Origin of the sequence: Occallatibacter sp. (assembly GCF_049582745.1) — a bacterium.
Taxonomy (GTDB): domain Bacteria; phylum Acidobacteriota; class Terriglobia; order Terriglobales; family Acidobacteriaceae; genus Telmatobacter.
This window is the reverse complement of sequence record NZ_JBAUUO010000063.1, coordinates 17,325-42,062: the sequence shown is the minus strand read 5'-3', so window position 1 is coordinate 42,062 and position 24,738 is coordinate 17,325. Positions and strand designations below refer to the sequence as shown.

22 protein-coding genes are annotated in these 24,738 nt (G+C 59.5%); 10 read left to right on the top strand and 12 right to left on the bottom strand.

Annotated features, from left to right (window positions below):
- Positions 1 to 71: 71 nt before the first annotated feature.
- From WCA10_RS09545 to WCA10_RS09525, 5 genes are all read right to left on the bottom strand, one after another.
- Positions 72 to 1,784, bottom strand: a complete 1,713-nt coding sequence (locus tag WCA10_RS09545; protein ID WP_472822279.1) for a DUF885 domain-containing protein — start codon at positions 1,782 to 1,784, stop codon at positions 72 to 74.
- A 63-nt stretch (positions 1,785 to 1,847) separates the two neighbouring features.
- Positions 1,848 to 5,411, bottom strand: a complete 3,564-nt coding sequence (mfd, locus tag WCA10_RS09540) for a transcription-repair coupling factor (protein WP_472822278.1) — start codon at positions 5,409 to 5,411, stop codon at positions 1,848 to 1,850.
- Between the two features lie 80 nt (positions 5,412 to 5,491).
- Positions 5,492 to 6,748: an MFS transporter gene (locus WCA10_RS09535; protein ID WP_472822277.1), complete on the bottom strand. Its 1,257-nt coding sequence runs from the start codon at positions 6,746 to 6,748 to the stop codon at positions 5,492 to 5,494.
- Positions 6,749 to 6,821: 73 nt separating this feature from the next.
- Positions 6,822 to 7,430, bottom strand: coding sequence for a thymidine kinase (locus tag WCA10_RS09530; RefSeq protein ID WP_472822276.1), 609 nt, complete (start codon positions 7,428 to 7,430; stop codon positions 6,822 to 6,824).
- A gap of 91 nt (positions 7,431 to 7,521) precedes the next feature.
- Positions 7,522 to 9,057, bottom strand: a complete 1,536-nt coding sequence (locus WCA10_RS09525) for a M20/M25/M40 family metallo-hydrolase (protein ID WP_472822275.1) — start codon at positions 9,055 to 9,057, stop codon at positions 7,522 to 7,524.
- Between the two features lie 39 nt (positions 9,058 to 9,096).
- Here WCA10_RS09525 and WCA10_RS09520 point away from each other — a divergent pair, with 39 nt between their 5' ends.
- From WCA10_RS09520 to WCA10_RS09510, 3 genes are all read left to right on the top strand, one after another.
- Entirely contained in the window at positions 9,097 to 10,029 is a 933-nt protein-coding gene (locus WCA10_RS09520; RefSeq protein WP_472822274.1) for a VOC family protein, read from the top strand.
- A 63-nt stretch (positions 10,030 to 10,092) separates the two neighbouring features.
- Positions 10,093 to 11,568 carry an Asp-tRNA(Asn)/Glu-tRNA(Gln) amidotransferase subunit GatB gene (gene gatB, locus WCA10_RS09515; RefSeq protein ID WP_472822273.1) on the top strand — a complete coding sequence of 492 codons (1,476 nt, stop codon included), beginning with the start codon at positions 10,093 to 10,095 and terminating at the stop codon, positions 11,566 to 11,568.
- Between the two features lie 103 nt (positions 11,569 to 11,671).
- A complete protein-coding gene (locus tag WCA10_RS09510) occupies positions 11,672 to 12,358 on the top strand; it encodes a DUF4097 family beta strand repeat-containing protein (protein WP_472822272.1) in 687 nt (228 codons plus the stop codon).
- A 12-nt stretch (positions 12,359 to 12,370) separates the two neighbouring features.
- Here the strand turns inward: WCA10_RS09510 and WCA10_RS09505 are convergent, their stop codons facing one another.
- The gene (locus WCA10_RS09505) at positions 12,371 to 12,685 is read right to left on the bottom strand and encodes a helix-turn-helix domain-containing protein (RefSeq protein WP_472822271.1); all 315 of its coding nucleotides are present in this window, start codon (positions 12,683 to 12,685) and stop codon (positions 12,371 to 12,373) included.
- A gap of 85 nt (positions 12,686 to 12,770) precedes the next feature.
- Here WCA10_RS09505 and WCA10_RS09500 point away from each other — a divergent pair, with 85 nt between their 5' ends.
- On the top strand, positions 12,771 to 13,148 hold the full coding sequence (locus tag WCA10_RS09500) for a VOC family protein (RefSeq protein ID WP_472822270.1): 378 nt from the start codon (positions 12,771 to 12,773) through the stop codon (positions 13,146 to 13,148).
- A 58-nt stretch (positions 13,149 to 13,206) separates the two neighbouring features.
- Here WCA10_RS09500 and WCA10_RS09495 read toward each other — a convergent pair whose 3' ends face one another.
- Together WCA10_RS09495 and WCA10_RS09490 are read right to left on the bottom strand one after the other, a co-directional pair.
- Positions 13,207 to 13,575, bottom strand: a complete 369-nt coding sequence (locus tag WCA10_RS09495; RefSeq protein WP_472822269.1) for a carboxypeptidase-like regulatory domain-containing protein — start codon at positions 13,573 to 13,575, stop codon at positions 13,207 to 13,209.
- A complete protein-coding gene (locus tag WCA10_RS09490) occupies positions 13,572 to 13,766 on the bottom strand; it encodes a hypothetical protein (RefSeq protein ID WP_472822268.1) in 195 nt (64 codons plus the stop codon). The genes WCA10_RS09495 and WCA10_RS09490 overlap by 4 nt, the downstream gene beginning before the upstream one ends.
- A gap of 147 nt (positions 13,767 to 13,913) precedes the next feature.
- On the opposite strand from WCA10_RS09490, the gene WCA10_RS09485 reads away from it, so the two are divergent.
- The 4 genes from WCA10_RS09485 to fabD all read left to right on the top strand — a co-directional run bounded on the left by WCA10_RS09485 (position 13,914) and on the right by fabD (position 17,976).
- Complete coding sequence (locus WCA10_RS09485; protein WP_472822267.1) at positions 13,914 to 15,362, top strand: M20/M25/M40 family metallo-hydrolase; 1,449 nt, start codon at positions 13,914 to 13,916, stop codon at positions 15,360 to 15,362.
- An 84-nt stretch (positions 15,363 to 15,446) separates the two neighbouring features.
- Entirely contained in the window at positions 15,447 to 16,268 is an 822-nt protein-coding gene (locus WCA10_RS09480; RefSeq protein WP_472822266.1) for a rhomboid family intramembrane serine protease, read from the top strand.
- Between the two features lie 45 nt (positions 16,269 to 16,313).
- Positions 16,314 to 16,970 carry a class I SAM-dependent DNA methyltransferase gene (locus WCA10_RS09475; protein ID WP_472822265.1) on the top strand — a complete coding sequence of 219 codons (657 nt, stop codon included), beginning with the start codon at positions 16,314 to 16,316 and terminating at the stop codon, positions 16,968 to 16,970.
- A 58-nt stretch (positions 16,971 to 17,028) separates the two neighbouring features.
- The gene (gene fabD / locus WCA10_RS09470; RefSeq protein WP_472822264.1) at positions 17,029 to 17,976 is read left to right on the top strand and encodes an ACP S-malonyltransferase; all 948 of its coding nucleotides are present in this window, start codon (positions 17,029 to 17,031) and stop codon (positions 17,974 to 17,976) included.
- A 46-nt stretch (positions 17,977 to 18,022) separates the two neighbouring features.
- On the opposite strand, the gene WCA10_RS09465 is transcribed toward fabD, so the two are convergent.
- From WCA10_RS09465 to rocF, 3 genes are all read right to left on the bottom strand, one after another.
- Positions 18,023 to 18,529: a hypothetical protein gene (locus WCA10_RS09465; protein WP_472822263.1), complete on the bottom strand. Its 507-nt coding sequence runs from the start codon at positions 18,527 to 18,529 to the stop codon at positions 18,023 to 18,025.
- A 179-nt stretch (positions 18,530 to 18,708) separates the two neighbouring features.
- The gene (locus WCA10_RS09460) at positions 18,709 to 19,857 is read right to left on the bottom strand and encodes a D-alanine--D-alanine ligase family protein (protein WP_472822262.1); all 1,149 of its coding nucleotides are present in this window, start codon (positions 19,855 to 19,857) and stop codon (positions 18,709 to 18,711) included.
- Positions 19,858 to 19,992: 135 nt separating this feature from the next.
- Positions 19,993 to 20,973: an arginase gene (rocF, locus tag WCA10_RS09455; protein WP_472822261.1), complete on the bottom strand. Its 981-nt coding sequence runs from the start codon at positions 20,971 to 20,973 to the stop codon at positions 19,993 to 19,995.
- Between the two features lie 249 nt (positions 20,974 to 21,222).
- Between rocF and WCA10_RS09450 the strand changes: the two genes are divergently transcribed.
- On the top strand, positions 21,223 to 22,407 hold the full coding sequence (locus WCA10_RS09450) for a diguanylate cyclase domain-containing protein (RefSeq protein WP_472822260.1): 1,185 nt from the start codon (positions 21,223 to 21,225) through the stop codon (positions 22,405 to 22,407).
- A gap of 63 nt (positions 22,408 to 22,470) precedes the next feature.
- Here WCA10_RS09450 and WCA10_RS09445 read toward each other — a convergent pair whose 3' ends face one another.
- Complete coding sequence (locus WCA10_RS09445) at positions 22,471 to 23,469, bottom strand: hypothetical protein (protein WP_472822259.1); 999 nt, start codon at positions 23,467 to 23,469, stop codon at positions 22,471 to 22,473.
- 304 nt (positions 23,470 to 23,773) lie between these two features.
- On the opposite strand from WCA10_RS09445, the gene WCA10_RS09440 reads away from it, so the two are divergent.
- The gene (locus WCA10_RS09440) at positions 23,774 to 24,661 is read left to right on the top strand and encodes a hypothetical protein (protein ID WP_472822258.1); all 888 of its coding nucleotides are present in this window, start codon (positions 23,774 to 23,776) and stop codon (positions 24,659 to 24,661) included.
- Positions 24,662 to 24,738: the final 77 nt, after the last annotated feature.

Sequence of the window (24,738 nt, the reverse complement as noted above, 5' to 3'; positions counted from 1 at the left end):
CCAATCTTCCATTTTCGATCGGTGATTTACTGTGGTGCTCTAGCCCATTCGTGGTATTGGCATACGGCATTTCAGAGAGTCGGAGAATCGTCGCCAAGCAGCGCTTCGCGCACGATCTTGATTGGCGGAAAGCCCTGGCTGAGAAATTCGTCGTGAAATTTTTGCAGTGAAAAGGCAGCGCCCTGCCTTTTCTGGAGGTCTGCCCGCAGCTTCATGATCTCAAGTTTGCCTAACGTGTAGTAGAGATACGTGGGATCGCCCGCGCCTCGCCGTGCTTCCACCTCAGCGGTTTCTCTGGGCTGGTAGCCTTCTTTCTGGAAGAATTCGACGGCCTGGTCGTAAGTCATATTCGCAGTATGCATTTGGATGCCGACAATGAAGCGCGCGTTGCGCAGCAGCGCATCCTGGAGCTGTCCGAGGCGAAGAAACTTCGCCTCGCGTTCGTCTTTGGCGCCGGTTCCCGGTTGGCCATATCCGTTGTCGAGCATCATCTGCTCTGTGTAGTGGGCCCATCCCTCAACGTTGGTGTTGGCGCTGAGGATTTTGCGCACGCGACTGGGCGCCTTGAGCGAGTAGAGGTACTGCACGTAATGGCCCGGGTAAGCCTCGTGGACGGACGTCGAGATCACAGTGCCGATGTTGAAGGAGTGCATGTAGCCCTCCACTTCGGCTGGCGTCATAGAGGGATCGGGCAGCGTCACGTTGAAGTACGAGGTCGTTGCATGCGTTTCGTAGGGCCCGGGCGAGTCCATGCTGGCCTGCGTCGTTGCGCGCATGAAGGGCGGCGTCTCTTCGACAACTGGGCGCACATCCGACGGAATCGTCACGATGTGGTGGGCGCGGATGAAATCGAGAAGGCTGGTGAACGTGGCAGTGAAAGCGGGGATCAGCTGATCGGGAGCGGGATGCTGGCTGCCTAACTCTTCAAGAACTTCGCGCGGAGTTTTACCGGGTTCGAGTTCTTTGGCCACGTCGGCGAAGTGTTGCTGGTTACGGCGCATGTCGGCATACCCGATCTCAAGAAGTTTCGGGAGCGGCACATCGACCATTTCGTCGTAGAGAAGCTTCTTTGAAAAGGCGTCGGCGCCGATGCGGTAGTCGCCGTTGGAGCGCGGCAGGAGATCAGTTTTCAGCCATTTCAGATAGTCGTTGAGCGCGGCGATAACGGCCGCATTGGTCTGTGCGAATTCGGTCTTGAGCGCCGGGTCTTGCGCATCGGCGAATGCGGCGGGAACATCGTGCTCGAAGAAGCTGACGATGCCGGGAAGCTGGTCGATGGCGATCTCGGTGAAGATGCGGGGCGGATTCTGAAGGTTGGCGCGCGCCTCGGCGATCAGGCCGGGCATCTTCTTCTCCCGCGCCATGAGGGAGCGCAGACGGTCATCGGCCGGCGCAAACTTGCGTTCCATCAGCACGAAGGCAGCGCCGGCGCAGGTGCTGGAGTAATAGTCGGCATTTTTGGCCGACGGCTGGAGCGTCTCAAGCGTCAGCAACCGCGAGTGGATGTCGCCCAGGACCATCTGGCGATCGCCGCGCGTCGTCTGATCCAGCGATGCAGAGGGAATCGCTGAGATGCGCTTGTCAAATTCGTGGAGGGCCGTGATTTCAGCGTCGATGCGCGAACGCGAGAAGTCTTCGAGCATTGTGTCGTACTGGTGGTAGCCGTCGATTGTTCCGTCCGATGGCTGATTCGGAAAGTAGACATGGTCGAAGTATTCGTCGGAGACATGTTGAAACTGTTGCTTCGCGGATTGGTTTTCGGCGTGAGCGGCCACGAAAGTCATGCAGGCTCCTAAAGCGACGAAAGCGATGATTTTTCTCACGGTTCCTCGTGTACTGATTGTGAACTATGCGGTAACAGCATCCGGCGCGAGTTTGGTAAGCAGGTCGCGAATTTCAAGTAATACATCGTCGGGGCGGGAAGCGGCCAGCGGGAACTTCAGCAGACCCTGCGGCGTGAACTGCGCTCCTCGCTTGGCGTTGCGGGCCACCAGCTTCATCAGGTGCTGCGGATCGACGGCAGCCTTTTCAGTAAATCGAATCTGCAATTCGGCGCGTTTCCGATCGATCTGCGCGATACCCAGGCCTTCACACTCCAATCGCAGGGCCGCGGCTTCGAGCAGGTAGACCGTTGCGTCAGGGAGCGCGCCGTAGCGGTCTTCCATCTCCGCGCGGAGATCGGCGATTGCTTTTTCATTTTCGGCGCCGGCAATCTTTTTGTAGAGGCGCAGGCGCTGATTCTCTTCTGCGACGTAACTCTCGTCGATCCGCAATGCGATGCCGAGATTGAGCTGCGTCGATGGACGCTCTTCGCCGCCTTCGCCCTTCAGCTCCTTCACGGCGGCCTCAAGCATCGACGTGTAAAGTTCAAATCCAACCGCTTCAATGTGGCCACTCTGTTCGCCGCCCAACATGTTCCCTGCCCCGCGCAGTTCGAGATCGAGCGCGGCAATCTTGAAGCCTGCACCGAGGTCGGAGAATTCCTTGAGCGCCGCGAGCCGACGGCGTGCAATGTCCGACAGTTCACGCTCCCCCGGAATCAGCAGGTAGGCATAGGCGCGGCGATTCGACCGGCCAACGCGCCCGCGCAACTGGTAGAGTTCGCTCAGGCCGTGGCGATCGGCGCGGTTGATGATCATAGTGTTGGCCAAGGGAATGTCGAGCCCGTTTTCAATGATCGTGGTCGCGACCAGCACATCGAACTCGTGATGCATGAAGGCGAGCATTACGGATTCCAGATCTTTCTCGCCCATCTGGCCGTGACCTACGACAACCCGCGCGCCGGGCACAAGTTCCTGGATGCGCGAGGCGATTTCGTAAATCGTCTCAACGCGGTTGTGCACAAAGTAAACCTGGCCTCCACGCTCGAGTTCGACTTCAATGGCAGAACGGACGATCTTTTCGTCGAATTTGGCGACGACGGTCTGAATCGCCATGCGATCTTTGGGCGGCGTCTCGATCACCGACATATCACGCAGACCCACAAGCGACATGTGCAGGGTGCGCGGAATGGGCGTAGCGCTCATAGCCAGGACGTCGATTTCCTTGCGAAGCTGTTTAAGCCGCTCCTTGTGGCGCACGCCAAATCGCTGTTCTTCATCGACAACGAGTAGTCCGAGGTCCTGGAATTTGATGTCCTTTGACAGAATTCGATGGGTGCCGATAAGGATGTCAACCTTGCCGGTCTCGATCTTCTCGAGGATGACCTTCTGCTCTTTCGGAGTGCGAAAGCGCGAGCTCATCTCGACGGTGATGGGGAATTGCGAAAAGCGCTTTTTGAATGTCTCAAAGTGCTGGAAGGCGAGCACCGTTGTCGGCGTAAGCACTGCGACCTGTTTGCCATCCTGCACGGCCTTGAACGCGGCGCGCATCGCGACCTCGGTCTTGCCATAGCCCACATCGCCGCACAGCAGGCGATCCATCGGCGTGGTCGCTTCCATATCCTGCTTGACCGCGCTGATCGCCGTGAGCTGGTCGTCGGTTTCGCGATAATCGAAGGAATCTTCAAACTCGCGTTGAAAATCATTGTCCGGCGAGAAGGCATTGCCTTCAGCGGTATGGCGTTGCGCGTAGAGTTTCAGCAGTTCGCCGGCCATGTCTTGCATGGCCTTCTTCACGCGCGCCTTCGTCTTGACCCACTGCTGTGACCCGAGCCTGTTCAGCACCGGTGCGGGACCGGTATCCGTGGAGCGATACTTCTGGATCAGGTCGAGACGCGTAAGCGGAACGTACAGCTTGGCCTGCTCGGCGAATTCAAGAATCATAAACTCGACCGCAAGCCCGTCCTGCACAATCTCTTTCAAGCCCTGGTACTGCGCAATGCCATGCTCGACGTGGACAACGTAGTCGCCGATGGCAAGATCGCGAAAGTCAGAGAGAAACGCAGCGGTCTTCGATTTCTTCGGCTCGGGACGCGCCGTGATGTCGGCGTCGTCCGACATATCGTTCGCGCCGAACAGAATCAAGTTGGCATTGGGAAAGCTGACCCCGCTGGCAATGTGTGTGCGCACAATGACCGGCACACGCATGTCACCCGCGAGGTAGCTGGCTTCTTCGAGTTCCGCTCCGTGGGTGACGACGCGGCTTCCCAATCGATACGGCACCTGGTATTCGCGCAGCATCGCGGCCGTGCGCTCCACGTCGCCTTGCGTGGGAACCGCAAGAACGATGTGCTGCTCTGCGGCCATCAGGTTCTTCAGTTGATCTACAAGCGCGGGAATGGAACCGTGAAAGCGCAGCGTTGGCCGCGAGTTCACGTCGATTTCGCCGAGCGTGTTGTCGTCTTCGAGCACATCGATAGCGCCGAGCTGATCGAGATCGAGGCCGTGGTGCGATTCAAGCAGGCCCTCGAGAACTTCAGGTCGCAGGTAGATGTCCTCGGGACGGATCAGCGAGCCGATTCCAGAGCGCTCGTGGCGCTGCTCAACCTTGCTCCACCAGCGATCGATCTGGTTGCGCACCATGGCTGGCTCGTCGACGAAGACCACACTCCGCGGAAACAGGCTGAGCAGGTGGTGATCGGCTCCGGCGACAGAGGAAAAGAACTCCCAGCCGGGAAACACGCTGACGCCACCCGCGGCTTCCGCCTCGATCGCCATCTCTTCTTCGTCCTCGCTCGCGCCTTCAACGACCTGCACCCTTTGCTTGCTCAGGCGCGCATGCACGGCGGCCAGGAGATGCTCGGTCACCGGAGTTTCAGTCAGAGGCAGAAGCTGCGTCTCGTCCAGGCCGGACTGCGAACGTTGCGTTTCGGGGTCGAACTTGCGGATGGTTTCAATTTCGTCCCCGAAGAACTCGATGCGGACGGGGCGGTCGGCTTCGGGCGAGTAGATGTCAAGAATTCCGCCGCGGCGCGTGAACTGACCGGGCATTTCGACCAGATCCATCTGGGTGTAGCCCACGCTGGCTAGATGCGCGGTCAGCACTTCGACGTCGAGTTCTTCGCCGCGGCGTATGGTAACGGCGAGGCTCGAGTAGTAGTCGCGACTAAACAGGCGAAGCGCGGCGGACTCCGCAGGCGCAATCAGAATCGACACAGCCCCGGTCGCAAGCTTGAACAGAGCTGCGGCACGCTGCTCCTGCACGTCGGGGTGGGGTGAGAGATTCTCAAACGGAAGTACATCGTGCGCGGGCAGCCGAACGACCCGGTCGGGATCAATGGCTCCGGTCAGGTCGCAGCCGGCGCGAAGCGTTGGCTCCAAAGCTTCGGCAGCCTTGTTATCGGCAACAACCACGATGACCGGTTGCTTGGCGGCGCGGGCGAGCAGTGGAAGATACAAAGACCGCGCGGTATTCGTGAGTCCGGACACACGGCGCCGACCGACACCGAGCGAGAGGTGCCTGCGAACGCGATCGAAGGAGGAGGACTGCTCCAGGTCCGCGAAAATTTCGCGGACAAACGGGAGGATCATGCAGAATCCAGTTTACCCGAGGACTGCGCGTCCAGCGAATCGCGCTTCGCGCCATTAGCGGCTTGTCCAGAACTCAAGCGTCAATCGACGGATCGCGGCACGGCGACCGGCGCTTTCAATGCTTCCCTGTAAACAAGTGCTCCGCCGAGCGCCATGGCGCCGGCAATCGCCCAGAGACCAGCGGAGTAGTGGTGCGTGACGTCGTGCAGCCAGCCCATGGCGGAAGGGCCCGCAAAGGCCCCTACCGCGCCAACAGAGTTAACGAGGGCGATGGCTGCGCCCCCTGCTTTGCCGCTCAGACGGCTGGCGGCAAGGCTCCAGAACATCGGCAGCGAGGCCAGAATTCCCATGGCGGCAAGACTGAAACCGGCGACGGCCAACAGAACAGAATGAGACAGGCCGGCGGCGATGAATCCCAGCGTGGACGCGAAGAATAAATAGGGCAACGTTCTAAATCCGCGGCGGCGGCTGGCCCACAGCATCGCGATCGCGCCAAAGCCGAAGGTCACCGATCCCCACCAGCCGGTCGACACGTTTGACGCCCCGTGGACGCTGAGAATTCTGGGCAGCCAGAAGGTGAGACCGTAGTTGCCGCTGCTCCAGAGGAAGTAGACGATGCAGTCCCGCGCAACGTGCGCTGTTTGCCTGCCCGATTCAATTTGCACTGCGCCTTCGCGCTTGAGATCGTCTTCGATTTGCTGTTTTTCTGCCGCTGAAAGCCAATGAGCAGAATTAGGCCTATCGGCAAGCAGCAACCAGGCTGCCACGCCGAGAATCAGCGCCGGCGCACCCTCCAGCAGAAAGAGCCACTGCCATCCGCGCAGACCGGAGAGATTGTTCAGCACGAGAATATGCGCTGAGATTGGCGAGCCAATGGAATTGCACAACGGCACTGCAAGTAAAAAGAGCGCCAGGATGCGCGTGCGCAGCGCGCGAGGCAGCCAGAACGTAAAGTAGTAGATCACGCCGGGATAGAAGCCGGACTCCGCAACGCCGAGAAGAAAGCGCACGCCGATGTACGACGCCTCGGTGTGCACAAACGCTGTGCTCATCGAAACGATCCCCCAGACAACCATGAGGATGGCAAGCCAGCGCCGCGCTCCCATCCGCGCCAGTACCAGGTTTGCAGGAACTTCGAAGAGGCAGTAGCTCAGGAAGAAAACGCCCGCGGCGAAACCGTACGCGCTCTCGCTGATGCCGAGATCGCGATTCATGGTGAGCGCGGCAAAGCTGACGTTGACGCGATCGAGAAACGCGACCATGTACAGCAACATGAGGAACGGGACGAGCCGCCACGCAACCTTGCGGTAGAGCGGACTCATGGGAATTGGGCTCACTCGCCGCGGGCTCCTTGGTGGGCGCGAACAAGATTACAGGATCAGGGTCAGGGCCTGTGGGCACTACCAGGGTTTAATGGGGTCGGCCAGGGAGCACGAAGTGTTCCGCACAGCGCGGCTCGTACGCGTCTCCGGGAACCTTGATGGGGCTGTCGTAGGGCGCGGGCTTGTCGTCGATCAGGCGCTGCGAATAGAGTGCACGGGCGCCACAGGTGCAGTAGGCCATACATTCCGTGATGCTGCCGCCGTAGGCATTCACCAGCCACGACAGGTTCAGCATCTCGCCGAAAGGCATCGCACGAAAGTCCAGGTCGAGCCCGGCGACAAGCACGTCATGATTCGCGTCGAGCAGATTCTTCGTAAAGAGAAAGAGGTCGCTGACGAACTGGCCTTCGTCGATCGCAATACACTCCACGCGTTTGCCGATTTCCTGCTCGAGATCGTCGATCGCCTTCAGAACCGACCAGGGATTGTTTGAGGGAAATTCGAGAGCATTCATCCGGGCATGGCCGTTCGGATTGCGGCTTTCCACAAGGCCCGGTCCGCCCTTGGTATCGTCGCTCGGCTTGAGCACGAGCACGTGCTGCTTGGCATACTGGCGGCGCATTTCGGCGCGGCGCAGCAACTCGGCGGTCTTGTTGCTGCGCATCGGCCCCAGCATCAATTCGATCTTGCCCGGCACTCTGGCAACTCCCGTGGACGAATGTGACTTACGGATTTCCATCATAATGCGACCAGCCTACATGTTGCGGTGATGCGTATGCGGCGGGAAATCATTCGTGACCGAGAGCCTTCGCGAAGGAGTAGAAGAAATCCAGTGCCTTCCAGTAGGAGTCGACCGGTAAGCGCTCGTCCTGCCCATGGGCCCGCACGTCATCGCGCTCCAGAGCCGTCGCTGAGAAGCCATAGCAGGCATAGCCGGCTTGCGCAAAGTAGATGGAATCGCTCGCGCCGTCCTCCATCTCTGGAGTCACAGGGATGCCGGGCCAGATCGCATTCGTGATGCGCGTCAGCGGATCGAAGACCTCCTTCAGCGGTGGAGGCGGCACAATCGCCTTGCGCTCTGGGGCCGTGTCAGAGACCTGGCCCGCGTCAGAAACATACTTCACGCTCAGCTTGGGGTCACCGAACAGTGCGATGAGATGTTGGCGAATCTCTTCCGGCGAGTGGCCGGGAAAGATGCGGCAATTCACGTTGGCCTGCGCGGATTGCGGGAGCGCGTTGTTGGCATGGCCGGCGGCGAGGCGCGTCGCCACGCAGGTGGTGCGAAAGTTGGAATTGAAGCTGGGTTCCTTGCTCAGGCGCGCAACCGCCTCCGCATTCGGCGGCGTGGCAAGGATAGCGCGCATATCGTCGGCCATCTGGCCGGTTTCCTGCTTGGCGAGGTTGCCGAAGTAGACGCGCGTCACCTCGTTCATCTCAAACGGAAAACTGTATGCTGCCAATTTATTCAAAGCGGTGGTGAGTTCGTAGATGGCGTTATCTGGCCGCGGCAGCGAGCTGTGGCCGCCGCGATTACTGGCCGTGATCTGGTAGTCGGCGTAGACCTTCTCCGTTGCCTCCACGTCGCCCACAATCGGCTTGCCGTGGTCCAGCTCCACTCCGCCGGCATCGGGATTGATGACGAACGCAGCGTCCACCAGGTCGCGATGATTTTTCACCAGCCACGACGCTCCATTGAACTTGCCGCCTTCTTCGTCGGCAGTGAGCGCAAGAATCAGATCGCGTTTTGGCTTGTATCCCTCTTTGTGAAGGCGCAGGAACGTGAAGACGAGGGCGGCATCCGACTCTTTCATGTCCTGCGTGCCGCGGCCGTAGAAATACCCGTCCTTCTCGACAAACTGGAACGGATCGGTGTGCCAGTCGGAGGCCAGCGCCTCGACCACATCGATGTGGCAGAGGAAGAGGACCGGCTTCTCCGTGGTGGGCGCAGCGGCGCGCATACGAACAACCAAGTTCATCTTGTTCGGATCGGGACCGAGCAGATGCACATCATCCGCCGGGAAGCCTGCATCGAGAAACCGCTTCTGCATCGCCTTGGTCGCAGCCGTCACGCTGCCTTTCGGCGTGTCCGTCGTGTTGATTTCGATGAGTTGCTTGAAGATGTCGCGAGCTTCGGCGCGCTCGGCGGGAGACGTGGTGGGCAGGGCCGATTGCGCGAGCGCTGAAAGCCCGAAAACTGCGATACATGCGGCGGCTGCAAGGAGTGTGGGAAAGGTCTGGCGGGGCATGGCAGCATTGTACGGCAGCGCTCCGGCCGCTGTATCTGTGAACAAGGCGACGAGTTGCGGGTTTACAGGATGTGCCAAATCGATTTATCGTGATGCCGCGAGTATTTGAGGTGCATTATGCATGTGAAGTTTTTTGCTGTGGCTGGAATGGCTGTACTGAGTGTCGCTACCCTAGCATTGACGGCGCAGGAACGGCCTAAGATCACAGGGGTATCACACCTTGCCGTCTACACATCTGACGCGGCGGCGACTGACCACTACTATCGCGTGGTTCTTGGCGCGGAGAAAGGGCCGGACCCCGAAAATCCGCAGGGTGTGAAGTACGCTTTCAGCGCAACACAATTTGTTGAAGTGCTGCCCGTGCCACCTAATGCTGGCATCAATCGCATGGACCATGCGGCGTTCAACACAGTGAACGCGGAAGGCATGCGGAAGTATCTCTCCGCGAAGGGGTGGAAGACGCCAACCTCGGTGACAAAGGGCTCGGATGGGAGCCGTTGGTTTGCGGTGCAGGATCCTGAAGGCAACAAGATCGAGTTCGTGCAGCCCGCGGCGAACGCCAAAGCTCCGAATGATCCAAATGCAATTGGCCACCACATTATTCATGTGGGACTTCTCGTTCACAGCCGCGAGGCAGAAGACAAGTTCTATCGCGACCTGCTCGGTTTCAGGCCCTACTGGTATGGCGGCATGAAGGATGACAAGATCGACTGGGTCAGCCAGCAGGTTCCCGATGGACACGACTGGGTGGAATACATGGTGACCAGCGGGCCTTCGGGATCAGGCATTCCTGCGAACATGACACAGCAGACGCTGGGTGTGCTGGATCACTTTGCGATTGGCGAAAAGTCTGTGGAAGATGCGTTCAAAGTCCTGCAGGCTGGCAATCGGCTGGAAGGCAGGCACGATGCGGCTCCGAAGATCGGCAAGGACGGCAAGGGACAATTCAATATGTACGATCCTGATGGGATTCGCGCAGAGCTGATGAACTTCCACGCGACGGAAAAACCGTGCTGCTCGGCGTTCACGGCGCAAGATCCGGCGGAGTAAGGGAACAGAAGCAGCGGGTCAGCAGTTGTCAGTCTAAGCACACTTGCGCGCTAGAATTTAGACATGGCCGCGACCGCACTCTCTCCTGACGTTCTCGCCAAGTACGAGCCGGTAATCGGCCTCGAAGTGCATGTGCAACTGCTCACTGCGAGCAAGGCATTCTGCGGCTGCGCGAATAGATTTGGTTCTGAGCCGAATACCAACATCTGTCCCGTGTGCATCGGCTTGCCGGGTGCGCTTCCCGTTTTGAATGCCAGGGCCGTGGAGTTCGCAGTGTTGGCCTCGTTAGCACTGAACTGCGAAGTACGCGAGCGGTCGATCTTCGCGCGAAAAAACTACTTCTATCCCGACTTGCCCAAGGGCTACCAGATTTCGCAGTATGACAAGCCGTTGGCTGAGCACGGCTGGATCGAAGTGCCCACGGCCGACGGCGCCACGAAAAAGATCGGCATCACCCGGGTACACATGGAAGAGGACGCGGGCAAGAGCCTGCACGACGGGTTCTCTGATTCTGCGACGCGCACCTATCTCGATCTAAACCGCTGCGGCACGCCGCTGATCGAGATTGTGAGCGAGCCCGATATCCGCACTCCCGACGAAGCTTTTGAGTACCTGACGCGGCTCAAGGAGATCCTGCTTTACACCGCCGTCTCCGACTGCAACATGGAAGAAGGCTCGCTCCGGTGTGATGCGAATGTGAGTGTACGTCTGAAGGGCGCGGAGCGCTTTGGAACAAAAGCGGAAGTGAAAAACGTGAACAGCTTCCGCTTCATTCGCCAGGCGCTGGAGTACGAGATCGAGCGCCAGATCGAAGTGATCGAAGAGGGCGGCCAGGTCACCCAGGAAACACGTCTCTGGAACGCGAACGAAGGCCGCACCTACCCGATGCGTTCGAAGGAGCAGGCCCACGACTACCGCTACTTTCCCGAGCCGGACCTGCCCCCGCTGATCGTGACGCCGGAGTTCCTCGAAGCGGCGCGGGCAAAGCTTCCCGAACTACCAGAGGCGCGCCGCAAGCGAATGATCGCTGAATACGAGCTGAACCCGAAGGACGCCCACACGCTGACGGCTTCCTGTGAATTTGCCGACCGGTTTGAAGCCGCCGCCAAGACCGCCAGAAATCCCCGCCGTGTAGCCAATCTGCTGCTGAGCGAACTGGGCGGCCGTTTGAAAGCGCTCGGCCTTGAACTCGATCGGTCCCCCATCTCAATGGCAGGGCTGGTGATGGCCGCCGATCTGCTCGACGACAACAAAATCAGTTCGAAGCAGATGAAGGGATTGTTCGATATCTGCTTTGAAAAGGGCGAGGACTTCCCTGCCGTCTACGAGCGCGAAAAGCCGCAGCAGATCACCGATTCCTCGGCCATTGAAGCCATGATCGACGAGGTCATCGCCGCCAATCCAAAGCAGGTTGAGCACTATCGCGCTGGAAAGAAGACCGTCGCGGGCTTCTTTGTAGGCCAGGTGATGAAGGCCTCGAAAGGGCAGGCCAATCCCGCGCTCCTGAATGAGCTGGTAACGAAGAAGCTGGACGGATAAAACTCCAGACTTATCGATTCCTGGGCCTCCCTGGGAACATTTTCCGAGCGCGCGCGTATGCTGTCATGGGACCTGCGTTTCCAACGTTCAGGAGGTCTGCGATATGAACCTGCGCAACGGATGTGCACTGGTGCTGTTGTGTGCGCTGCCGGCTATTCTGGCGGGCTGCAGAGGCTACGGCTCGCACTATATCAATGATGGGATGTCGAACAATTCGACGGGCGCATCCGGCGAAGTCGTCATCAACAAGATGGGCGGCGGCATCGACGTCGCCAACGCACCGCATGGAGCCACGCTCTCGACCATGGGCGGCGGCATTCACGTGGGCAATGTCGCTTCATTCGCCAGGATCAAGACCATGGGCGGAGGTATCGATATCGACCACGCCACCGGTTCGGTGGATGCCACAACGATGGGCGGCGGTATAACGATCAACACTGCCGAAGGACCGGTGAAAGCAACTTCAATGGGTGGCGGCATCACCGTTCACGAAGTGGGAACATCGAGCATGCAGCGGGATATCCGCCTCGATTCGAAGGGCGGAACCATCGAGCTGACCGTTCCTAAGGACTTCGCCATGGATGTGAAGATCACGCTCGCCTACACGCGAACTGATCGCCAGTATCACATCGTGCAGCACGCGGGTCTGGACGTCCACGAATCGGGCGAATGGGATAAGTCGTTCGGCACGCCGCGCAGGTACATTCGGGCAAGCGGGATTGTGGGCAGCGGCACGAACCGCGTTACGATCGAGACCGTCAACGGCGATGTGATTCTCAACCAGGAATAGCGTGAATTTTGATCAAGAGTGCTCCTTGAGGCGCCGCGCAGCTTCGCGCCATGGGCTGCGCACCGTGTACACTGGAGTCGCAGTTGCGCTCTTCTTCTTCATGCCGAGAAGCCTCCGCTTGAGCAACCAGCCAATGGCAGCCTGCGCGGAGCTTTTTGATATGCCCACGGATTCGGCTACGTGCTGGTAGCTCGCCTGCACGTCGGCCCGCGTCTTCGCGTGTTCTGCGGCCAGCCACAGATACACCAGAAAGCTCACCGGCTTGCGGTCGTGGCCAACCAGGTCCCGCATCAGGGTGTCGGTAATGTAATCATCCAGAATCGGCATGCTATAGCAATCGATACTATAGCATCGAATGGCTGATTGATCCCGATTTCGCGGCACGTTATTCTCGATCCAATGTGAGGTCAACGTGATCAGAGGCATCAAGTTTGTCGGGATTCCCGTGCGCGACCAGGACGTGGCGTTGAAGTTCTACACCGAGGCGATTGGCATGAAAGTGATGACCGATCAACCCTTCACGCCGCAGCAGCGCTGGATCGAACTGATGATTCCGGGCGCGGATACCGGCGTTGCACTTTTCACGCCGGAGGGCCATGAAAAGCGCATCGGCGAGCACCAGTCGATTTCGTTCTGGTGCGACGATGTTTTTGCAACCGCCGATGCCATGAAGAAGAAAGGTGTGATCTTTACCAAAGAGCCGACGACCGAACCGTGGGGCTCCGTCGCCGTATTCAAGGATCCGGATGGGAATCAGCTCGTATTGTCGAGCCGAGGCAAGCAGAAATAAGCATTCTGCGCGAGAATCGCCCGGACTGCGAACGCCCCTGAAGGACGGGCGAAACGGCCTATTTGAGTTTCAACTCCGTCTCAAAGTCCTTGCGTGCATCCCACGAGCTGACGGTTTTTATTGCGCTTTTTTTGCCCTCCTTCTCGGCCCACAGATCGAAGTCGTCGGTCATGCTGACCTGGGCAAAGCGAAAGCTGCCGTTGCTGGAAGACGTATAACTGCGGATGGATTTCGTCTTCTTGTTCTTGAGGAAGACGGTTGCGCCCTGCACAGGTGCGGAGTTGGCGTCAATGACGAGTCCGCCAACATTACGCTGACCCAGGTTCTGGGCGTGGGCCACGCCGGAAGTGTTCACCCCTGAGAAGATCACCACTGCCAAGGCGGCAAATGCCACCCGAGCCGCCAATCTTGCGCGGTTCCCTGTCACTCTTCCTCCTCGTCCTCAACCAGCAAGTCGTCTTCGTCGTCGATGCCCTCTTCTACCTTCGAGAGCTCGAGCGGTTCCACTCCAACGACCTCGTACTCTGTTCCACATTCATCGCAGACGACGACGTCGCCTTCTTCCACTTCTTCAACGTCGACATCGAGATTGTTTTCACATTCCGGGCAGCTTGTCATGGCAGCCTCCTCCCAAGGCAATTCGTGATGTAGGATGGCGTTACCCCTAGGGTACGAACTTGGGTTAGTTTTAGGCAAACCGTTGGAAAGGTCAAGAGGCCGAATCCCCCACCTTTGCACCGAAGTACGTGCACCGGAGAACAAATCATGAAGATTCCCCATTTGGTCCTGCTTTGCGGGCTGGCATTGGCGTGCGGCGCCGCGATTGCGCAGCCTGACTATGCGCTTCATGCCACCCCCATCGGTCCCGCGCTGGTCGATCCGGCCATTGCCCGGGCCCTCGCAACCATCAAACCCCAACAAATACATCAGACGATTCAGGCGCTGGTTGGTTTCGGCACCCGCAGCACGCTATCGAGCATGGAAACCGACCTGCCCCCCGGCCAGGGGATAAACGCCGCGGCCGACTGGATCGCTGCACAGTTTGAAGCCATTTCGCACGAATGCGGCGGCTGCCTCGAGGTCAAACGCGACACGTTTACCGCCGATCCGGCAAGCGGCGGCCAGTGGGCGCGTCGCATTCCCAAGCCCACCAAAATCGCGAATGTTTACGCCATTCTGCGCGGGACAGATTCAGAACAGGCCAAACGCATGGTCTTGGTGACAGGCCATTACGATTCGCGCGATTCCAGCAATAACGACGACCACGGTGCTGCGCCCGGCGCTAACGACGATGCTTCCGGCGTAGCCGTTTCGCTGGAGTGCGCACGGGCCCTGAGCAAAATGAAGTTTCCCGGAACCATCGTCTTTGTTGCCGTCGCGGGCGAGGAACAGGGACTGGTTGGCTCCGGCCACCTGGCCAAACTGGCCAAGGACGAAGGCTGGGATCTGGAAGCCGTGCTGAATAACGACATCGTGGGCGGCAATACCACTCCCGGCGATACGTTGCAGATGAAAGACCGGGTACGTGTATTTTCCGAGGGCGTTCCCCAGGCCGCGACACCGGAGCAGGCGCGCGCCATTCGCGCTCTTGGCAAGGAAAACGATTCGCCCAGCCGCGAACTGGCCCGGGCCATTGCCGAGACCGCCTATACCTATCTTTCGCGGCCGGGGACGCCAAAGCCGTTTGCCGCCTCCCTGATCGACCGGCCGGACCGCTACCTGCGCGGTGGCGACCACAGCTCCTTCAACCACGAGGGGTTTGCGGCTGTGCGCTTCACCGAGTGGCGCGAGGACTACAACCATCAGCACCAGAACATCGTGATGCCACCCGCCGGATCGAAAGATCCGATTCTCGGAGACCTGATCCGCTTTGTGGACTTCAGCTACGTGGCGCAGGTTGCGCGGCTGAATGCTGCAACCCTGGCTACCCTGGCCTTCGCGCCGGGCGAGCCGCAGAAGGTAACTATCGTCAACAAGATGACCGAGAATGGTTCGACGCTCACCTGGGAGCCGCCCGTTGGCGGCGGAGTCGCTCACTACGATGTGCTGTGGCGCGAGACAACCGCACCCAACTGGCAGTATGTGAAGCAGGTCGCTGCCACGGCTGCTGAGGGGCCGGTCACGGTATCGCTGCCAATCTCCAAGGACAACGTGATCTTTGGCGTGCGAGCTGTCGACGCGAAGGGTCATCGTGGGCTGGTCGTGGTTCCCTGAGCACTCGCTGGGCTGCCTGATCAACGGCGGCCCGGCACATACCCATGACACGCGCAAGCCATTCCATTTAACCTGTTCACTACCATGCCCCGGATTGGCGCCACCCCGTTTGCTTTCCCCGACTTTCACGGCGCCACTCGCCGGCTGGTGCTCGTAAATCTGGGTGCCTACTTTCTGCTTGCCATCGCGGGATTGGTTGCTCCCGGGCCGACTGGGTCGGCGCTGAAGTACCTGCTTTTCTATCCAACCACGTTTTTGCACGGCGCGATCTGGCTGCCCCTCACCTACAGCCTGGTCCATCCCACGGGCCTGATTCTTTCCGCACTGTTTGAACTGCTTTCCATCTGGTTTCTGGCCGGATTTCTCGAAGCCTTCCATCCTGATGCCTGGGTCATGGGCCTTTACGCAACTTCCGTGATCGGCACCACTCTCGCCGCGCTTGCCATCTACGGCGGCAGCGTGATGCTTGGCGCATCTCTGCTGACCATCCCGCTGTACGGATGCTTCGGCGGCATCTTCGGGCTGCTGATGGCCATCGGCCTGCTCTACGGCGATGTGCAGTTCCAGATGTTTTTTGTCATCGGCATCAAGGCGCGCTATATGGCCATCATCTACGCGCTCGTGGCCGTCGCCATGATGTTCGGCAGCATGCGCATGTACGCTTTTGCCCAGCTCGGCGGAGCGATCGCCGGATTCGCCTTCATCCGCATGGCGCCGCGTCGCGGATTCTCGTTCCTGCTCAGCGAAAAGTGGTACGGCATGCGCAATGGCTACTACCGCTGGAAGCGCCGCCGCGCCGCCAAAAAGTTCGAAGTCTACATGCGCTCCCAGGGCCGTACCGTGAAGTTCGACGGCAGCGGAAAGCAGCTTGACGAGGATGCCGACGACAAGAAGCGCTGGAATTGAAGCCGCGTCGGCACGCCTGCCGCTGTAACGATCAATTCCCGAGCCATGACCCATAACCGAATCGAAATCATCCGCGAGAACTACGACCGCATTGCCGCAGAGTACGCGCGGAGAATGTTTCGCGAACTGGATGCGAAGCCCTTCGATCGCGAACAGCTCACGCGTTTTATCGGCGAGGTCATGGGGCACGGCCCAGTCTGCGACCTGGGTTGCGGGCCGGGTCACATTGCCCGCTATCTGCGCGATGCCGGTACCGACGTCTTCGGCCTGGATCTCTCGCCGCAGATGATCGCGCAGGCACGGCAGCTGAATCCAGACATCGAGTTTCGCGAAGGCAATATGCTCGCGTTCGACCGGGAAGATAGTTCGCTCGCAGGCATTGCCGCGTTCTACGCCATCGTGAATATTCCCCAGGAGTCGCTGCCCTTGGCATTCGCTGAGATGCTCCGCGTCCTGAAGCCGGCAGGGCTTCTGCTGCTTTCGTTTCACATCGGCGAAGAAGTGATCCGGCCCGAGGAACTGTGGGGCAATCGAGTCTCCATGGAGTTTTACAAGCTGCAGCCGGAGAGGATTACGCGCCTGCTGACAGGCGCTGGGTTTGCCGTCGAAGCCGTGGTCGAACGCGATGCATACGCGCCCGATGTGGAGTTCCAGAGCCGACGCGCCTACGTCTTCGCTCGTAAAGCAGCCGTCACCGCCTGAAGGGATTGATCTTTGCGCGATCGTGGGCGATGCCTCATTCGATACAATCCTCAATGGAATGACCAAGAAATCCGCATTTCTCTTTTCGGGGCAGGGGTCGCAAGCCGTGGGCATGGGCCGGGACCTTGCCGAGCGTTTCCCCATCGCAAAACGGACTTTCGCCGAGGCCGATGAGGCCTGCGGGTTCGCCCTTTCACGGCTTTGCTTCGAAGGGCCGGAAGAGGACCTGAAGCTGACTGAGAACACGCAACCCGCTATCATGACCGTCAGCGTGGCGGCACTGCGCGTGCTCGCGGAACACGGAATTGAACCCGCGCTAGCCGCCGGCCATTCGCTCGGCGAGTGGTCTGCGCATGTTGCGGCCGGAACACTGACGTTTGCCGATGCAGTACGCGCAGTAAAAGCGCGCGGACGCGCCATGCAGCAGGCAGTCCCGGCGGGGCAGGGCGCGATGGCGGCAATTCTCTCCCTCGATCCCGAGCAAGTGGCCCAAGCCTGCGAAGAGGCCGCACGGGAAACAGGACTGATCGTCGCCGCTGCAAATCTCAATTCACCGGGGCAGACCGTCATCTCCGGCGCAACGGCCGCCGTGGAGAAGGCCGCAGCCCTTTGCAAAACCAGGGGCGCGCGGCGTGCGGTGATGCTTCCCGTCAGCGCTCCCTTCCATTGCGCCCTGATGCAGCCGGCGCAGGAAGAAGTGGCGCGTGTGCTGGCAGGCCTGCAGCTTGCCGAACCGCGCTTTCCGGTAGCTTCCAACGCGAGCGGGACCATGGTGACGACGGCTCAAGGAGCGCGCAACGCACTCATCGAGCAAGTCACCGGCACTGTGCGTTGGGTGGATTGTGTAAGAACCCTGGTTGGCGCGGAAGCAGATATATTTGTCGAAGCCGGCCCCGGCAAGGTGCTTTGCGGGCTGCTCAAAAAGATCGACGCGGCACAGAAATCGCTGAATGTAGAAGACTCAGCGAGCCTCGAAAGGGCCCTCGCGGAGTTAGCCGAAGCCTGAGGCACACCAGGCAAAATGAACTGATTGTTTTGGCTCTCGCCTCAGGTTACGGACCGAGATACAGTTCCTCATCGGGCGGCGCGAAGTCCAGCGTGTGGTCCTTCGGATAGTACGTTAGAAACAATGCCTTGCTCTTGCGCCCGTTGATCAGCAGCCCTACAAGCAACACATTCCGAAACACGCGTGCCGCCACAATCTGATGGCTCTGGATGATCCCATACTCGTTCTGGCTGCTGTTCGTGCCCCAATCGGCCTCAAAGCGATCGAAGGGGTAGGCGCCGTACTTGTTCGGGTGCTGCTGCCAGTTGGGATCGTGCATCCAGATCCCGTAAGCCTGTTTCAGGTCGTTCTTCTCCACCGCTCCCATGAAGTGATTAATCGTGTAACGGCCCCGCAGGTGTGTCCACCAGTTCCAAGGCCAGTCCGCAGGATGGCCGGCAGCAAACCAGAACACGATGATGAAGATGAAAAGAAGGCCACCGCCGCTGTACAGCATCACCCGATTGCGCAGCTCGCGGGCCTCGTCAAATTTGGGAGCATCCAGCAGAGTCATTCAGACTTTCCTCGCAGTCAAGAATACGGCACGAGCGGGACTAGGGACCAGGGACTATGGACTATGGAATTCGGTGTTCAAGTCGCAAAGCCTCATCCCTCTTCTTAGTTAGACACCGTTAGGACAAGGGTAGTTCCCGGGTTGCTCTTGCCTAATCCCAATCCCTGATCCTGCTTTATTCACTCCCGGCTGTATGTATTCCGGTTCTTGTCTTTGTGGCGCTCAAGCGCCAGCTCGATGAGTTGCGTAATCAGCGCGGTGTACGGGATGCCAGTCGCCTCCCACAGCTTGGGATACATGCTGATCTGCGTGAAGCCCGGCAGCGTGTTCACCTCGTTGAGATAGATGCGGCGCTTGCCATCCGGCTCCATCAGGAAATCCACACGCGCCAGCCCCGAGAGATCGCAGGCCCGAAACGCTGCCACCGCCATTGCGCGAATCCGCTTCGCCTCCTCGCGACTGATCTTCGCCGGAATTACCGGCACCGAGCCTTCCGACAGGTATTTCGCCTCGTAATCGTAGAACTCCTTGCCGGGAATGATCTCGCCGACCACGCTGGCCCTGGGATCATCGTTGCCCAGCACGCCGACTTCGAGTTCGCGGGCACGCGATTTTTTGCCGCCGACTCCCTGCTCCACCACGAGCTTGCGATCGTATTTCGCGGCCTCATCGAGCGCGGGTCCCAGTTCCTTCCGATCGTGCGCCTTGCTGATCCCTACCGACGATCCGAGATTCGCGGGCTTCACAAACACCGGGTACTTGAGCGCGGCCTCAATCTGCGCGATCGCTTTTCGCGGCGATCCTTCCCACTCCGAGCGCAGAATCGTGACGTGTTTGACGATCGGCAGCCCCGCCTGCGCAAACAGCCGCTTCATCACGTCCTTGTCCATGCCGGCCGAGGACCCCAGAACGCCCGATCCGACGTACGCAATTCCTGCCAGCTCAAACAGGCCCTGGATGGTGCCGTCTTCGCCGAACGTGCCGTGCAGCACGGGAAAGACAACGTCGATTGCCTTTCCCTCAGGGCCCTGCGGTCCGGGGACAGGCGCAAGCAGCGTCGGGATGCCCTCGTGCAGCAACTTCGCGCCCGGCGTCGCCTCTGGATCGCCCGCCCGCAGCTGTCGCGCCACGGCGCTCTTGTCGCCCTCCAGCAGACCGGTCGCATCCGCCGCCGCCAGCCATCTGCCTTCTTTCGTGATGCCGATCGGCACCACATCGAATTTGCTGCGATCGATTGCCTTCAGAATCGAAGCAGCCGAGAGCAGCGAGACTTCATGCTCGCCGCTGCGCCCGCCAAACAAAATTCCTACGCGAAGTTTCTTTGCCATCGCTCTTATTGTCGCTCACGGGAACGTGCTAAAGGGTGACAGGCGAGATTCGTGCTTTCCCACTCATGCCGCGAAGAAACCGCGTCATGAATGGGGCACCCAGATTTTGTGGTGGACCGCAGAATTTGCAGCTGATCAGAGTATCTTCTTCCCAAACGCCGAGCACGCCAGTTCCACCGCCAGGTCAGCGGTCCGGTTGTGCTCATCGATCACCGGGTTCACTTCAACAATCTCGAAGCTGAGCATCCGGCCGTGATCGGCAAGGATCTCCATGGCCAGGTGCGCCTCGCGATACGTCGCGCCGCCCCGAACCGGCGTGCCCACGCCGGGCGCATCCTCGGGGTCGATCCAGTCCATATCGAGCGAGATGTGGTAGCCGGCCGTGCCGCGGCCTGCCGCACGCAGAGCCTCTTCCATCACCGCGCGCATGCCCCGCTCATCGATGTCGCGCATGGTGTACACCTCGCCCATCCCCGCGCGACGGATATTGGCGCGTTCCGCGGCGTCGATGTCGCGCACCCCCACCAGCACGGTGTTTTCCGGAGCGATCTTTGGGGCAAAGCCGCCGATGTTGGTCAACAGATCGGGTCCCAACCCCAGCAACGCCGCCAGCGGCATGCCGTGCACGTTTCCGCTGGGCGAGGTATCCGGTGTGTTGATGTCGGAGTGCGCATCAATCCAGATCAGGCCGATCTTCTGGTTTTGGCGCCGAAAGAACTCCGATACTCCGGAGACCGACCCGACCGCGATGGAATGGTCGCCGCCCAGCACCAGGGGAGTCATTCCCTCTTCCAGGGTCTTGCAGACTTCCCTGGACGTGCGCGTGCACGTATCGGCAATCTGCTTGAGATAGCGTGCATTCGGCTCGCCCACATTCTGGGTCTCTGCAATATCGACCGCTATATTGCCACTGTCGGTGACGTGGTGGCCGAGGGCTTCGAGGCGCGCTTCCAGTCCCGCGACGCGCATCGCCGAAGGCCCCATATCGACGCCGCGACGACTTGCACCCATGTCGAGCGGCACGCCGAGCACGCGAATGCGCCGCGTGGGTAGCGATTGGGTTCCGCTGGGTGGAAACGAGGTGACGACAAGGGGAAGCTCTGGGTTGGTTGCCATGCAGGATTGGTCTCCCGAATCTGAGCCCCAGCTATCATACCCTGCGCCCCCCGCCGCATGCCCCGAAACGCGTCATCCTTGTGCTGAAAGTGGTATGACCGGTGGCATCAAACTACCGCGAAAGGTGTAACGAGAGTAACCAGACGTGAGCGTAAACTTTTACCAATCGCAACAAGTTCCTGATTGCGTGTGGTATCAGCTAAGTTCCTCACGATAAGGAGCTAGCAGGCAATTTCGAAGGACGCTGGCATGAAGTTGACTGGCAAATCCCGGCAGTGTCTGGCGCGAGCTGCAGCATTTCTCGCGGCAGTAATTGCAACGCCGCTCGCTCATGCAGCGGGCGCCCGGGACGCCACTGACCTCACACCCATGAGCGCTCCCTCGTGGTTCAGCGCCCACAACTTGGGTCCGATCGTGATCGTACTCGCGGTCCTTGTCCTGATCGTCGGCTTATGGGGCTGGATTCTCCGTAGAAAGGTCGACTACCAGAGCCGAACCATCAGCGCACATTCCGAATCCGAAACCCGGATCGAGCGCCACAATGCGCAACTGGAGAGCAAGCGCGGCAAGATCCTTGAGGACATCAACAGTTCGCGTCCTTTGCCGGAGCTGATCGATTCCATTACTGAGATGGTGGCGTTCAGCCTCGGCTTCCCGTTCTGCTGGTGTGAAATGCCGGATGGAGCGCGCCTGGGAAATGCTCCCGCCAAAGCTCGGGGACTGCGAACCATTCGCCTCGACATTCCCGCCCGCGCCGGTGGTTCTCTGGGAACGCTGTTTGCCGCCACCGAGGCTGGTGAACCTCATCCTCACGACGAATCCTCAGCCCTGGAAGAAGGCGTTCGGTTGGCAACGCTCGCGATCGAAACGCGCCGGCTTTACAAGGACCTCGTCTACCGCTCGGAGTTCGATTTGCTCACCGATATCCATAACCGCTATTCCCTCGACCGCTACCTTGAGCAGTTGATCGAAAAGTCGCGGGTTGAGGGCTCGATCTTTGGCATTGTCTACATCGATTTGGACGAGTTCAAGCAGGTCAATAACTTCTATGGCCATCACATTGGCGACCTTTACCTGCAGGAAGTCTCCATGCGTATGAAGCGGCAGCTCCGTTCCGGCGATATGCTCGCGCGCCTCGGCGGCGACGAGTTTGCGGCCCTTGTGCCCGTGGTGCGCACCCACTCCGCTCTTGAGGAAATCGCGCAACGGCTCGAACGCTGCTTTGACGCTCCCTTTGCGGTGGAGGGCTATGTGCTTCGTGGAGGAGCTAGCGTGGGGGTTGCACTCTATCCCGACGACGGAACCTCGGCCGAAGACCTGCTGAGCGCCGCCGACGCCGCAATGTACGTTGCCAAGCACACCAAGCGCCACGGCGCAGAAATGCCGGGTCGCCTGCAAAAGGCGCTCTTCAATCCGGAAGAACCGGACAAATAAAAGCGCACCGGCTCTGTTTGAACCGACTTGCTTCATCCCCCCTAACCAAACCCGCGCTTGCTCTCAGCGCACGTGCAGCTGCGAGATCGTCACCTTGCCCTTGACAAGTTCCGCCTTGCGCCACTGGCTCTTCTCGTTCAGAGCCACCCACCGGCGTTCCTCGCAGCGGTAGTGCCAATCCTTGTCGAGTTGGTAGTAGATCAGCGTACCGGCCGCCTCCATCACCTTGATGATGCTGTTGTCATGCGAATTCTTCTCGTCGTAGTCGGTGGTCGCGCTCTCGCCCATCTCGGAGTAGATCTCGTTCAGTTCGAACAGCAGCGCGTTCACGCTGTCGTCCATGGCCTCCACGTTGAGGCCGATACGCCCGGCTTCGCGCAGCGTGATGGGATAGTTATGCGAGGGATAGCCGGAATTCAGGTTGTTGCTGATTTCGCGCGCCCGCTCCTTGTCGTCCATGTGGTACGACAAGATCTCTTCGCAGATGCGGGTTGAAAGCGCGCTCGAGCGATCGACCGCGCCGATCACCAGCGGATGGACATACGGGAACAGCGCTTCGTACGGATTGGTTGTCGAGTCCTTGGCCTGCTCCGTCCAGAGGCGAATGACGCGCAGCAGTTCGTCGTTGCTGACGCTTACCCGATCGTTGTCGCGGTCGATGGGCGAGAGATCGTGCGTAAGCGAAGTGTCGACGGCAGACAAGTGCGCGAGCGGTCCCATCAGGATCTTGTCTGCGCCTAGCGCCAGCATGGTTGCTGCCGACTGGCACTCGAGCGGCGCAAGCACCGTGAGATGCTTCACATAGCGGCGCAGCAGGTTCACCATGCGCAGCGATGCCTGTCCCGAACCGCCGTCGGACTTGACGAACAGCGTCAGGCGCTCGATGCTCCCGAGCTTACGCAGCAATGCGTATAGACCGGCGACGTCGTTCTGGCAGATGGAACCTTTGTTGGAATTCCAGTAGGTGATGATCGGTTCGCCGAGTGCGCGCGACAGCTTTTCGAGCACCGGCTGAGTCCGCTCGATCAACATCGGCGGCTTGGCCGGGCTGGGGCGGAGCACTGGAAATTCGGATACAGATGCAGCTACAGATACAGATTGGTTAGGCAATTCGGGATACCGCTCAAGTTGAAATGTCTTGATTGGCTCGATATTAGCACGATGTTGATCAGGCCGAAATAAAGAAAGCCCGGATTGCTAAGGGCATCCATGTGTTCTGAGAACGCTCCATCCGTGGAATCTCGGAGCCCTGAATCACTTGCAGGCTTTCGTGTCCGCACATGACTCTCGTTATCACTCGAAAGTGTCACACGCCCCCTGCTCTCGTCGCAGCGGCGTAATGATTGACTGTTCGAAAGATCGGTGTATGAAGAGTCATCCAGATTACGAATTCCAACTGTCGCTCGCGAAGCGGGCGATTACAGTTGTCGCGATTCTTTGCGCGTTTGCCGCATCCGCCGCGGCAAAAACCAGCACGCCCCGGACGGACGCCCTGGGCGCACATGTCAACGCCGGACGCGGGTGCCCTGAGTGTCACTCGCCACACAGAATACGATGGGAGCAGCGCAGCACTCTCACTCGCAAGGCTAACCAGGGCGGAGACATGCTTTGGGGTCAGGATGTGACAGGCGTATACGCCGCTTATGGCAGCCAGTCGTCTCAAGAGGCGACGACCAACACGTCTGACTTTGATGGTGTTCTCAGATGCCTTACCTGCCACGACGGAAACTACGGAACGCCAGCAATGATGCGCAATGTTGTTTACGAGACCATCCCTTCCGGCTATGCATCTGTCGACACGATTCCCACATTGTTGGATCATGAAAGCCTGATCACGGGTCATGAGATTGAAGACCATCCGATGGGACTTGAAGCGCAGATCAGGTGCGGCGGGGCCCATGGCTGGGATTGCACTGAAACCAACAGCGTTATCACGATGGGGGGCATTCACTCATCGCACTTTGCCGCGAGTTATGGTTTCTTCGTCAAACCGAGCCATAACGGCAACACCTCCGTTGTCGCTTGCACCACGTGCCACAATCCACACCTCATGACGATCACCAGGGTGACAGCAAGTTCCGCCTCGAATCTTTTTCCGGTGGGAGTCTATGCGACTCGGCACTTCCTGCGCGCTCCGTATGACCCTGCAGCTAGCGAAGGCCCGAGCAGCAACCGATCCGCGCAGTTTTGCCGTCAATGTCACGCGGACAAATCGAATGAGATGAATGGCAGCACGGCGATCACCCACATCTAAAGCGGATTGCGATGCGTATTCATTCCGGAAGAGATGCTTCGGAAATTTGCGTGACGAATAAAAAGGCCCGGCTCGCG

Bases quoted from the DNA above. Each gene is read 5' to 3' on its own strand.
- WCA10_RS09545 (WP_472822279.1), bottom strand. From the start codon at position 1,784: ATGACTTTCGTGGCCGCTCACGCCGAAAACCAATCCGCGAAGCAACAG.
- mfd (WP_472822278.1), bottom strand. From the start codon at position 5,411: ATGATCCTCCCGTTTGTCCGCGAAATTTTCGCGGACCTGGAGCAGTCC.
- WCA10_RS09520 (WP_472822274.1), top strand. From the start codon at position 9,097: ATGCATGTGAAGTTTTTTGCTGTGGCTGGAATGGCTGTACTGAGTGTC.
- gatB (WP_472822273.1), top strand. From the start codon at position 10,093: ATGGCCGCGACCGCACTCTCTCCTGACGTTCTCGCCAAGTACGAGCCG.
- WCA10_RS09510 (WP_472822272.1), top strand. From the start codon at position 11,672: ATGAACCTGCGCAACGGATGTGCACTGGTGCTGTTGTGTGCGCTGCCG.
- WCA10_RS09505 (WP_472822271.1), bottom strand. From the start codon at position 12,685: ATGCCGATTCTGGATGATTACATTACCGACACCCTGATGCGGGACCTG.
- WCA10_RS09490 (WP_472822268.1), bottom strand. From the start codon at position 13,766: ATGACAAGCTGCCCGGAATGTGAAAACAATCTCGATGTCGACGTTGAA.
- WCA10_RS09485 (WP_472822267.1), top strand. From the start codon at position 13,914: ATGAAGATTCCCCATTTGGTCCTGCTTTGCGGGCTGGCATTGGCGTGC.
- WCA10_RS09480 (WP_472822266.1), top strand. From the start codon at position 15,447: ATGCCCCGGATTGGCGCCACCCCGTTTGCTTTCCCCGACTTTCACGGC.
- WCA10_RS09475 (WP_472822265.1), top strand. From the start codon at position 16,314: ATGACCCATAACCGAATCGAAATCATCCGCGAGAACTACGACCGCATT.
- fabD (WP_472822264.1), top strand. From the start codon at position 17,029: ATGACCAAGAAATCCGCATTTCTCTTTTCGGGGCAGGGGTCGCAAGCC.
- WCA10_RS09465 (WP_472822263.1), bottom strand. From the start codon at position 18,529: ATGACTCTGCTGGATGCTCCCAAATTTGACGAGGCCCGCGAGCTGCGC.
- WCA10_RS09460 (WP_472822262.1), bottom strand. From the start codon at position 19,857: ATGGCAAAGAAACTTCGCGTAGGAATTTTGTTTGGCGGGCGCAGCGGC.
- rocF (WP_472822261.1), bottom strand. From the start codon at position 20,973: ATGGCAACCAACCCAGAGCTTCCCCTTGTCGTCACCTCGTTTCCACCC.
- WCA10_RS09450 (WP_472822260.1), top strand. From the start codon at position 21,223: ATGAAGTTGACTGGCAAATCCCGGCAGTGTCTGGCGCGAGCTGCAGCA.
- WCA10_RS09440 (WP_472822258.1), top strand. From the start codon at position 23,774: ATGAAGAGTCATCCAGATTACGAATTCCAACTGTCGCTCGCGAAGCGG.